Annotated in this window: 8 protein-coding genes; 1 reads left to right on the top strand and 7 read right to left on the bottom strand. The window is 61.2% G+C overall.

Annotated elements, in window-relative coordinates:
- The 7 genes from DBR24_RS18400 to DBR24_RS18370 all read right to left on the bottom strand — a co-directional run.
- A partial coding sequence (locus DBR24_RS18400) for a LysR family transcriptional regulator (RefSeq protein ID WP_256591621.1) occupies positions 1 to 722 on the bottom strand: 722 nt, incomplete at its 3' end.
- Positions 723 to 921: 199 nt separating this feature from the next.
- A complete protein-coding gene (locus tag DBR24_RS18395) occupies positions 922 to 1,788 on the bottom strand; it encodes an ABC transporter permease (protein WP_128615455.1) in 867 nt (288 codons plus the stop codon).
- Between the two features lie 20 nt (positions 1,789 to 1,808).
- Positions 1,809 to 2,669: an ABC transporter ATP-binding protein gene (locus DBR24_RS18390; RefSeq protein ID WP_128615454.1), complete on the bottom strand. Its 861-nt coding sequence runs from the start codon at positions 2,667 to 2,669 to the stop codon at positions 1,809 to 1,811.
- 22 nt (positions 2,670 to 2,691) lie between these two features.
- Positions 2,692 to 3,588, bottom strand: a complete 897-nt coding sequence (locus tag DBR24_RS18385) for a TauD/TfdA family dioxygenase (RefSeq protein WP_123470344.1) — start codon at positions 3,586 to 3,588, stop codon at positions 2,692 to 2,694.
- Positions 3,589 to 3,958: 370 nt separating this feature from the next.
- Positions 3,959 to 5,326: an HlyD family type I secretion periplasmic adaptor subunit gene (locus tag DBR24_RS18380; RefSeq protein WP_128615453.1), complete on the bottom strand. Its 1,368-nt coding sequence runs from the start codon at positions 5,324 to 5,326 to the stop codon at positions 3,959 to 3,961.
- Positions 5,316 to 7,472: a type I secretion system permease/ATPase gene (locus DBR24_RS18375; RefSeq protein WP_128615452.1), complete on the bottom strand. Its 2,157-nt coding sequence runs from the start codon at positions 7,470 to 7,472 to the stop codon at positions 5,316 to 5,318. Before DBR24_RS18375 ends, DBR24_RS18380 begins: the two co-directional genes overlap by 11 nt.
- A 34-nt stretch (positions 7,473 to 7,506) precedes the next feature.
- On the bottom strand, positions 7,507 to 8,859 hold the full coding sequence (locus DBR24_RS18370; RefSeq protein ID WP_123470337.1) for a TolC family outer membrane protein: 1,353 nt from the start codon (positions 8,857 to 8,859) through the stop codon (positions 7,507 to 7,509).
- Between the two features lie 357 nt (positions 8,860 to 9,216).
- Between DBR24_RS18370 and DBR24_RS32775 the strand changes: the two genes are divergently transcribed.
- Positions 9,217 to 10,770, top strand: a 1,554-nt coding sequence (locus DBR24_RS32775; RefSeq protein ID WP_256591619.1) for a retention module-containing protein, incomplete at its 3' end; no start/stop codon positions are given.

Genomic DNA, 10,770 nt, shown 5'->3' with positions numbered 1-10,770 from the left:
GGCAGGATCAGGTCGGAATCAGGCAAGGCAAACATCGCCGCATGGAAGCTCGGCGCGATCACCGCCACCCGCCGCTCCAGCCCCAAGGCGTTCAGCGCAGTATCAATCGGGCCACGGGCAATGCCACGACGCGACATGCTGATGTGGGAGAAACCGGCATAACGCTCGGCGGTGATTTCGCCGTCGAGCAACGGATGGTCCTCACGCACCAGACCGACAAAATGCGTGGAGAACAGGTTCTGCACTTTCACTTCCGGGGTCACCGGCCGGGTATTGCTGACACTCAGGTCGATCCGCCCTTCGCGCAACGCTTCATCGTCGCCGTCGCCTTCCGGGACAAAGCGTAATTCGCAATGCGGGGCCTGCTGGTCGAGGGTGTCGAACAGTTTTCCACCGTACACACCGACGAAAAAGTCGTTGGCGCGGATGCTGAAGCGGCGGCGCAGAGTGCCCAGTTCGACGGCGTCTGCCGAGCGGAACAACAGCGCGGCGTGTTCGACCACATCGCGCACCTGCTCGCGTAATTCCAGGGCTTTGGGTGTGGGCACCAAGCCACGGCCGGCGCGCACCAGGATCGGGTCGCCGATGGCTTCGCGGATGCGCGTCAGCGTGCGGCTCATGGCCGCCGGGCTGAGGTTCATCCGCCGCGCAGCACCGACCACGCTGCCCTCGTCGAGCAAGGCGTCGAGGGCGACCAGCAGGTTCATGTCCGGCAGTTGCATACAGAGCACTCGTGGCTGATCAGGATTGATCTGCGCGCAATGCTAGCAAACATCGTTTAAGTAAGGAGGCGCCCGACAGAACGCCATCGCTGGCAAGCCAGCTCCCACATTGATTTAGGGAGCTCACAAAGTCTACGGCCACCGCAAAACCTGCGGGAGCTGGCTTGCCAGCAATGGGGCCAGCCGCAACGCCACAGAATTACCGCTGCATCCCCCACCGCTTAACGGTCACCCGCTCCAGCGTATCGAAAACCAGATTCTCAACGAGCAACCCGATCAAAATCACCACCGCCAACCCGGCAAACACCTTGTCGGTATACAGCTCATTGCGATTCTGAAAGATGTACCAGCCCAACCCACCCTTGCCACTGGTCGCACCAAACACCAGTTCTGCCGCGATCAATGTGCGCCAGGCAAACGCCCAGCCAATTTTCAGCCCGGCAAGAATCGACGGCAGCGCCGCCGGGATCAGAATAAACAGCACCAGTCGCAAACCCTTCAAACCGTAATTGCGCCCAGCCATGCGCAGAGTTTCCGAAACGCCGAGAAACCCGGCATAGGTGTTCAGCGCGAGCGCCCACAGCACCGAATGCACCAGCACGAAGATCAGGCTGTTCTGCCCGAGGCCAAACCACAGCAGCGCCAATGGCAATAAGGCAATCGCGGGCAACGGATTGAACATCGAGGTCATCGTGCTCAGCAGATCACGGCCCAACTGCGTCGATACCGCCAACGTGGTCAGGGCAAATGCCAGCACGATGCCGATCAGATAACCCTTGAGCAACACCACCAGCGATATCCACACCTTGGCCAGCAACTCGCCACTGAGCAGGCCGTCGAACAGCGCATGGCTGGTTTGCAGGAAACTCGGCAGCATCAGGTCATTGTTCTGAATCCGCGCGACCACTTCCCACACGACAGCGAGCACAATCAGGATCAGGCCTTTACGCAGCCAGCCCTGTTGCCACAGCTGCGTGCCGAGGGACAACTCGCGCTCGACCGGCACTTCGGTCAGCGGCTCCAACTTAATTTCGAATTCTTCACGCACGGATGATGAATGGCTCATCGGGTAGTCCTCCTGGCCGCTCAATAAGCGATGCGAATGTCGTTGAAGTCGTGGTCACGCTCGGTTTCCGGCGACTGGCCTTCATCGAACAGCAAGCGATGAATGCGCCGCGCCGATTCCTGAAACGCCACGCCGCCAAGGCTTTGCAGATCGTATTGATGGCTGTGCACTTCAGCGCGCACCCGCCCCGGGTGGGGTGACAGCAGCAGGATGCGATTGCCGACCACCAGTGCCTCTTCGATCGAGTGCGTGACGAACAGCAAGGTGAAGCGCACTTCTTCCCAGAGCAGCAGCAATTCTTCCTGCATCTTGCGCCGGGTCAGTGCATCCAGCGCGGCGAACGGCTCGTCCATCAAGAGGATTTTCGGCTGCATCGCCAGCGCCCGGGCAATCGCCACCCGCGCCTTCATGCCGCCGGACAACGTGTGTGGATAAGCATCGGCGAACGCCGCCAGGCCAACTTTTTCCAAATAGTGCAGCGCGCGTTCTTCGGCTTCTTTCTTCTTCAGAGTGCGCGATGCGAGGAGCGGGAACATCACGTTCTGTTTGACGGTTTTCCACGGTGGCAGCTGATCGAATTCCTGAAACACCACGATCCGGTCCGGACCCGGCCCCTCGATCCGCTGACCTTGCAGGCGGATCTCGCCTTCACTCGGCGCAATGAAACCGGCGGCCGCTTTGAGCAACGTGGATTTGCCACAACCGGACGGGCCGAGCAGCACAAAGCGATCGGCCGGATCGATTTCGAAACTGACCTGGTGAGTGGCGCGCACCACGCGTTGCGGCGTGCGGTATTCGAGGCTGACATGATCGACCGCCAGCAGCGCTTCGCTGCGAGCGATCGGGTTGCTGGCCGCGTGGCCTTGCAAGGGGGCGTTCATTATTTGATCAATCTCCGGCGAATCAGAAAGGCGCGTCGCCCTGAATGGTCGTGCGATACAGCTTGCGGCGCAGGTGCGCGGGGCAGCCGGCGGCGAGGTGGATCAGCGAACGGTTGTCCCAGAACACCATGTCGTGGGGCTGCCACTGGTGGCGGTAGATGTTTTGCGGCAGCACGCTGTGGGCATAGAGCTCGGCGAGCAGCTGTTTGCTCTCGTCTTCCGGCAAACCGACGATGCGCGTGGTGAAACCTTCGCTGACGAACAGCGCCTTGCGGCCGTTTTCCGGGTGGGTACGGACGATCGGGTGCACGACTTCGGCGACCTGGGCCAGTTGCTCCGGGGTCAGCGTCGGACGCCAGTTACCTTCGAATTTGGTCTCGCTGTAGCGCGCCGTGTAGGAGTGCGCGGCCGAGCGACCTGCGACCGCTTTGCGCAGCGCTTCAGGCAGGTGGTCCCAGGCTTTGTGCATGTCGGCGAACAAGGTGTCGCCGCCCTCGGATGGCAGTTCTTGCGCGTGCAGCATCGAGCCAAGGCTCGGCAGCTCTTTATAGGAAAGGTCGGAGTGCCAGAACTTGCCGGCATCGCCGAGGCCGATGTTCTGGCCGTTTTCGACGATGTTGGAAACGATGAGGATTTCCGGGTGATCCGCCAGCAGGAACTGCTTGAGCACGTGGATCTGCAACACGCCGAAACGGCGGCTGAAGTCGATCTGCTGTTGCGGGGTGATGCGCTGGTCGCGGAACACCACAACGTGGTGATCCAGATGCGCGCGGTGAATGCGGGCGAAGTCCTGGTCGTTGACCGGGCGGGTCAGGTCCAGGCCGATGATTTCGGCACCGACGGCACCGCTGAACGGACGAATCTCGAAGGTTTGCGGCGCGGCAGTCGCGGCGCTTGGGGTGGCAGTAGCTGCGGACATCTTTCAATCTCCCACGCACGACGCGCTCACGGGCGCGCTCGTCGATCAGACACTCACGCTGGATTGCGTGTTGGTTCAGGTCGTGCGGCGCGCCGATTGGTCGGCAGGTACGCAGGGGGACGACTTTAAAGCTATAAGAACTGGAAATTAAATACCGTTAATGAATAACGATATGGCGGATGGTGAGGAATGGACTGGATGGTGAGTGACGATTAGTGTCACTTTTGGGCGTAATGCGGCGATTTATCGGACGCCATCGCTGGCAAGCCAGCTCCCACAGGTTCTGATGTCGATCACATGATCGTGTTCCAACCAAGAACTCTGTGGGAGCTGGCTTGCCAGCGATGAAGCCGGTCAGGCCACTAGAGAATCAACGTTCGTGCAACGCCTCGGCTCGCGCCCGGATGATCGGCTTGAGCAGGTAACTCAACACCGACTTCTTGCCGGTGATGATGTCCACCGACGCGACCATCCCAGGAATGATCAACAGCGGTTTCTCATCGGTACCCAAGTGGCTGCGCTCGGTGCGCACCTTGATGATGTAGTAGGTGGTTTTCTTGTCTTCGTCGGTGATGGTGTCGGCACCGATCTGTTCCAGCTTGGCTTTCAACCCGCCATAGATGGTGTAGTCATAGGCGGTGAACTTGACGATCGCTTCCTGCCCCGGGTGCAGGAAGGCAATGTCCTGCGGACGGATCTTGGCTTCGACCAGCAAGGTGTCATCCAGCGGTACGATTTCGACCATGTCGCTGCCCGGCTGAATCACCCCGCCGATGGTGTTGACCAGCAACTTGTTGACGATGCCGCGCACGGGCGAGGTAACCAGCGTCCGGCTGACCCGATCCTCCAGCGCCTTGCCGGTGGCCTGGGCCTTGTTCAGGTCGGTGCGCGCTTCATTGAGCTGGGTGAGCGCATCGCTGCGGAACTTGCCGCGCGTCTCGTCGATCTTGCGCTGCACTTCCTTGATCGCCGATTCCGCACGCGGGATTGCCAGGGTGGTGGCGTCGAGCTGACCACGGGTTTCCACCTCGGCACGCTTGAGGCGCAAGACTTCTACCGGGGACACCGCGCCCTGCGCCACCAGCGGCTCGGACATGTTGATTTCCTGACGTTGCAAGCCCAGTTGCTGACGATACTGCGCCTGCTTGGAGCTGAACTCGCGCAGCTCTTGCTGACGCTGGATCAACTGCTCCTGCAAACCACCGATCTCGTCGTGCAGTTGCTGGCGGCGGCTGATGTACAGCGACTCTTCGCTTTTCGCCTGGCCCGGCACGGCTTTGAGCACGTCTTCAGGGAAATTCAGCGGACGGTCATCGACCTCGGCACTCAGACGCTCGACGCGCAGCAGCATCGACAGCCGATCGGCCTCGGTTTCGCCGACGTTGGAGGCAAATCGCGTATCGTCGAGGCGAATCAGCGGTGCACCGGCTTCGACAATCTGGCCTTCCTTGACGAACAGCTCGGAGACGATCCCGCCCTCCAGGTTCTGGATTTTCTGGATCTTCGACGACGGAATCGCCTTGCCGTCGCCCTTGGTCACTTCGTCGATCACGGCGAAGTTGGCCCACAGCAGCAGGAAGATAAAGAAGCCGATGATCGCCCAGATGGTCAGACGCACGACGCGTGGGGCGTCTTCGATCAGCGCTTTGTTGACCTCCGGCAGCGGCTGGCCCTGCAACGAAGCAGAGCCCTTGAAGTAGCGACGGATCGAATCCTTGACACCCGACTTAAGCAACACTGATCTGCCCCTTCTTCAACGCTTCCATCACCGCCGCTTTCGGACCGTCAGCGAGAATCTGCCCACGGTCGACCACCAACAGGCGATCCACCAGCGACAGCAGCGACGCCCGGTGCGTCACCAGCACCACGGTCTTGTTTTCTATCACCGCCGCGAGGCGTTGCTTGAGGCGTTCTTCGCCAGTGTTGTCCATGGCGCTGGTGGGCTCGTCCATCAACAGGATCGGTGGATTGAGCAACAGTGCCCGCGCAAGGGCGACGTTCTGCCGCTGGCCGCCGGACAGGTTTTGTCCGCGCTCGCCGACTTGCAGTTCATAACCTTGCGGGTGCAGACGGGCGAACTCGTGGACACCGGCCAGTTCGGCGGCTTGCAGCACCAGTTCGTCCTCGACATAACGTGCGCCGGACACCAGGTTGTCGCGCAGGGTGCCGGACAGCAGCTGAATGTCCTGCGGCACGTAGCCGATGTTGTAGCGCAGTTCGCTGACGTCGATCTGGCGGATATCCACACCGTCGACCAGCAACGCGCCGTCGTCCGGCTGATACAGGCCCACCAGCAGTTTCGCCAGCGAACTCTTGCCCGAGCCGCTGCGGCCGATGATGCCGATCTTCTCGCCGGGACGGATCACCAGGTTGATGTTCTTCAGCGCCGGGTTCTGTTGTTCCGGGTAGGTGAAGTTGAGTTGGCGGCATTCGATCGCGCCCTGCAGGACCTTGCGGCTAAGCGGGCGTTCTTCGAAATTGCGCTCCTGTGGCAACTCCATCATCTGATCGACCGAGGTCATGGTCACCCGCGCCTGCTGGTAACGCGTCAGCAGGCCAGACAGCGAGGCCAGCGGGCTGAGTGCGCGGCCACTGAGCATGTAGCAGGCAATCAGACCGCCCATGCTCAGGTTGCCGGCGATGATCTGGTAGACGCCGAAGACGATCATGATCACCCCGGCCAGTTGCTGGATCAGCAGGGTGATGTTCATCGCCAGACCGGAGAGCATTTTCACTCGCAGCTCGAGGCGGCTGAGGGTGCCGATGGTCTGTTCCCACTGGTATTGGCGTTCGCTTTCGGCGTTGTTGACCTTGACCGCGTCGAGGCCGGCGAGGGTTTCGATCAGGCTCGACTGGCGCTCGGCACCGAGGGCCATGGTGCGCTCCATCGTCGCGACCAGCGGCTTCTGCAAGGCATAGCCGATCAGCAGGGCAATCGGGAACGCCAGCACCGGAATCCACACCAGGTGCCCGCCGAGAATGGCGATGACGATGAAGATCAGGATGGTAAACGGCAGGTCGATCAGGCTGGTCAGGGTCAGCGAAGCGAGGAAGTCGCGCAGGCTCTGAAACTCATGGATGTTCTGCGCAAAGCTGCCGACCCGCGCCGGGCGGTATTTCATCGCCATGCCGACGATGCGCTCGAACAGCGTGGCGGAGATGATCAGGTCGGTTTTCTTCCCGGCCAGGTCCAGGCACAGACTGCGCAGGCTCTTGAGGATCAGGTCGAAAATATAGGCCCCGGTGATGCCCAGTGCGAGCACCCACAGGGTCGCTTCGGCCTGGTTCGGCACCACGCGGTCGTAGACGTTCATCACGAACAGCGGCGCGGCCATGGCGATGATGTTGATCAGGAAACTGGCGGCGATCGCATCGGCGTACAGCCAGCGCGAACGCTTGAGGGTATCGCGGAACCACGAGCGTGCACGCGGGATCAGCGTGCCGTGGTTGACGTCGAATTTGTGCTGCGGCTGGGCGAAGAAGACTTTGCCGGTGTAGTCGTCGGCCAGCAGTTCGCGGCTGACCACCGATTCGCCGCCGTCGCTTTCGCTGAGCAGCACCCGGGCGTCGCTTTCACCCTGCCAGCCGAGCAGGACGGCGCTGCGGCCGTCCTTGAGCAGCAACAGTGCCGGCATGGCGATCGCCGGAATTTCTTCCAGCTTGCGTTGCAGCACTCGGCCCTGGAGCCCGGCGCGAGCGGCGGCGCGGGGCAGCAACTCGACGCTCAGGCGTTGCTTGGGCAGCGGCAGGCCGGTAGTCAGCATCGCCGCGCTGGCGGGTTTCTGGTGCAGCATGCAAAGGGCGAGCAGACCGTCCAGTAACGGATCGTCGTGCAACGCGCGTGGATCATGACTGAGTTGAACTCGACTGACTTCTGATTCCACGCTCGACACTCTTTGACAGTTGAAAAGGGATAACTCAATTCATCCCAGGCAGCTGGACCTTGGGCTTCACGTCGTTCTGCACAACGGATGCCAATGGCGCGACCACTCCCTGGCTTCTGAGCAACTCGCCCATGGTCGCCTTGATTCGATACTGAGTAAATAACTGAATGTTTTTGATTTCAGCCAGACGCCGCGAAGCGGTGAACAACTCGTTCTCGCTGTCGAGCAAGTCAAGCAGAGTGCGCTCGCCGAGGCTGAACTGACGCTGGTAAGCGGTGCGCACCGAGGTGCTGTGGTCGACGTACTGCTGAGCGATCGGCACCTGAGCATTGGCGTTGTTCAAGGCGTTCCAGGCCAGACCGAGCTCTTCGTTCAACTGACGCAGGGCGTTGTTGCGGATGTCCAGCGCCTGGTTCGACAGGTACGACTTGGATTCCAGGTCGGCCTTGTTACTGCCGCCCGAATAGAGGTTGAAGCGCATGCGCAGCATGGCCTGCCACTCGTTGTTGTGACCGTTCTGGCCGTCCAGATCGTTGTCGGCGGTGCGACCCAGTTCGGCGTCGAAACGCGGGTAGAAGGTCGACTTGGCGGTTTCGTACTGCTTCTCGGCGGCGGCGATGTCCGACTCGGCCGAACGCAGGATCGGGCTGTTCTCCAGCATCTGTGCGCGGGCTTCATTGAGGTTGGCCGGCATCATCGCCATGAACGGTGCCGGGCGCTCCAACTGATCGGGCATCTGGCCGACGGCGCTGAGGAAGTTGGTCTCGGAGTCGGCGAGGTTGGTCTGTTCGGTGATCAGGTTGTTGCGCGCCTGGGCCATCCGCGCTTCGGCCTGATCGAGGTCGGCGCCGCTGCCGACGCCACGCTGGGTGCGCAACTGGATCTGGTCATAGATGCGCTGGTGGCTCTTGAGGTTTTCCTCGGCCAGACGCACGAATTCGCGGCGGGTCAGCACGTCCAGATACACCTGGGCGACGGTCAGTGCGGTGCGCTCGGAAGTGCCGAGCAACGAGTAGGCGCGGGAGTTGACGGTGGCTTGTTGACGCCCGACTTCGCTGGATGTCGCAAAACCGTCGAAGACCATTTGCGAGAGACGTAAACTTGACTCGCTGCGGTTCAGGGTCTCCCAGTGATTGCCACCGCCGTTGGCGCGAGTGGTCACGCTGTCGGTGCCCTCACGACCATAACCGCCGAGCAGATCGACCTTGGGCAGGTATCCACCTTTTGCTGCCTTTAACTGATAATCCGCAGCCAAACGACTGTTGACCCCTGCCTGGATTTCCGGATGGACATCCAGTGCCTGCTGCATGGCTTCTGGTAAGGATTGTGCTTGTACAAACGAGGCGGCGAGAGCGAAGGGTACGGCGAAAAGCAGTGGCGAACGCATGATAGGAATTTCCCAGAACTTCTTGTCTTGAATCACAGCAAAACGTGGCGCTGCGTCGGATGATGGCAACCAGATTGACCGTATGTCGGAAAGTTCAAAACAGGAACTGGATCACACGCTAAAGGACAGGTCGCCGCGGAAATATCAATGTGACATTAGTGGGGCGATTGTTTAGGATGGCACCCATAAGGTCAATAGTTTGGCATAAAGTTAATCGCGAAAGAATATAGCCAAATTATTGACGAAAACATGCGTCAATCTTGATTCGCAAATTTTAAAAGTACGTCCAGACTGAATCGGCGCCCGAGCCATCAGGTGTATGGAAGTCAACTGAACGTGACACCCGGAGAGTCTTCAATGAGCAGTGTTGTTGCCGTCGTCAAAAGCATTGTCGGTCAGGTATTCGTGGTGTCCCCAGAGGGCGTACGCCGCGTACTCGTTGAAGGCGATCGACTGTTTGTCGGCGATCAGATTGACACTGGCCTCTCTGGCGCCGTGTCGCTGGAACTGGCTGATGGCCGCACCCTGGACCTGGGCCGCGAAACCCAGTGGAGCGCCAACGCGCCCGACTCCAGCACTGACCTGGCCGAAGCCACCGCACAGGCCGCGCCCTCTGTAGCCGAGTTGCAGCAGGCCATCGCCGCCGGTGCCGACCCGACCACCGCCCTTGAAGCCACCGCTGCCGGCGCCACCGCCGCAGGCACTGGCGGTGCCGCTGGTGGCGGCCACAGTTTCGTGATGCTCGACGCCACCGCTGGCCGCGTCGACCCGACCATCGGCTTCCCGACGGCGGGCATCAACGCCGGCGCACAAGCGGCGCAAAACATCACCGGCGGCCAGACCACCGACACCACCACCAACGCCCTGCGTGAGTCGACCCTGAGCCTCAGCGCCACGCCGGCCATCACCGAAGCCGGCGGCGTGCTGGTGTACACCGCAACCCTGACCCAGGCGCCGCTGACCGACCTGACCATTACCCTGTCCAACGGCTCGGTGATCGTGATTCCGGCTGGCTCTACCACCGGCACCGTCAACGTGCCACTGGCACCGAACGACACCGTTTATAACGACCCGACCCAGATCGACGTGACCGTCACCGGCACCACTGGCGGTAACGGCATCACCGTGACCCCGCCGACCACCCCGGCCACGACCCAGGTCACTGACACCATCGACACCACCACCGTCACGCTGACCGCCGGCAACAGCGTCACCGAAGGCGGCCAGATCACCTACACCGCGACGCTGACCAACCCGGCGCAGACGCCGGTGACCGTCACCCTGTCGAACGGTTCGACCATCACCATCGAAGCCGGCCAGACCACTGGCACCGTCAACGTGCCGACTCCGGCCAACGACGTTTATAACAACGGCAGCACCGTCACCACGACGATCACCGGCGCTACCGGCGGCAACTTTGAAAGCCTGGTGCCGAACACCACGCCGGCGACCACCACCGTTACCGACTCGATCGACACCACCAGCGTGAGCCTTACCGCCACTGGTACGGTCGTCGAAGGTGGCCAGATCACTTACACCGCGACGCTGACCAACGCCGCGCAAACCCCGGTGACGATCACCCTGTCGAACGGCTCGACCATCACCATTGACGCCGGCAAGACCACTGGATCGGTCAACGTGCCGACTGCGGCCAACGACGTTTACAACAATGGCAGCACCGTCAGCACCACCATCACCGGTGCTACCGGCGGCAATTTCGAAAACCTGGTGCCGAACACGACGCCAGCGACCACCACCATTACCGATTCGATCGACGACACCAACCTGTCGCTGACAGCCACCGGCACCGTGGCTGAAGGCGGTTCGATTGTTTACACCGCGACCCTGACCAACCCGGCCGGCACGCCAGTCACTGTGACCCTGAGCAACGGCTCGGTAATCACCATCGAA

Source organism: Pseudomonas sp. HMWF006, assembly GCF_003061205.1.
GTDB classification, from domain to species: domain Bacteria; phylum Pseudomonadota; class Gammaproteobacteria; order Pseudomonadales; family Pseudomonadaceae; genus Aquipseudomonas; species Aquipseudomonas monsensis.
This window is presented reverse-complemented; position numbering and strand designations above follow the sequence as displayed.

Excerpts from the sequence above, each read along its gene's own strand:
- DBR24_RS18395 (WP_128615455.1), bottom strand. The coding sequence starts at position 1,788 with ATGAGCCATTCATCATCCGTGCGTGAAGAATTCGAAATTAAGTTGGAG.
- DBR24_RS18390 (WP_128615454.1), bottom strand. The coding sequence starts at position 2,669 with ATGAACGCCCCCTTGCAAGGCCACGCGGCCAGCAACCCGATCGCTCGC.
- DBR24_RS18385 (WP_123470344.1), bottom strand. The coding sequence starts at position 3,588 with ATGTCCGCAGCTACTGCCACCCCAAGCGCCGCGACTGCCGCGCCGCAA.
- DBR24_RS18370 (WP_123470337.1), bottom strand. The coding sequence starts at position 8,859 with ATGCGTTCGCCACTGCTTTTCGCCGTACCCTTCGCTCTCGCCGCCTCG.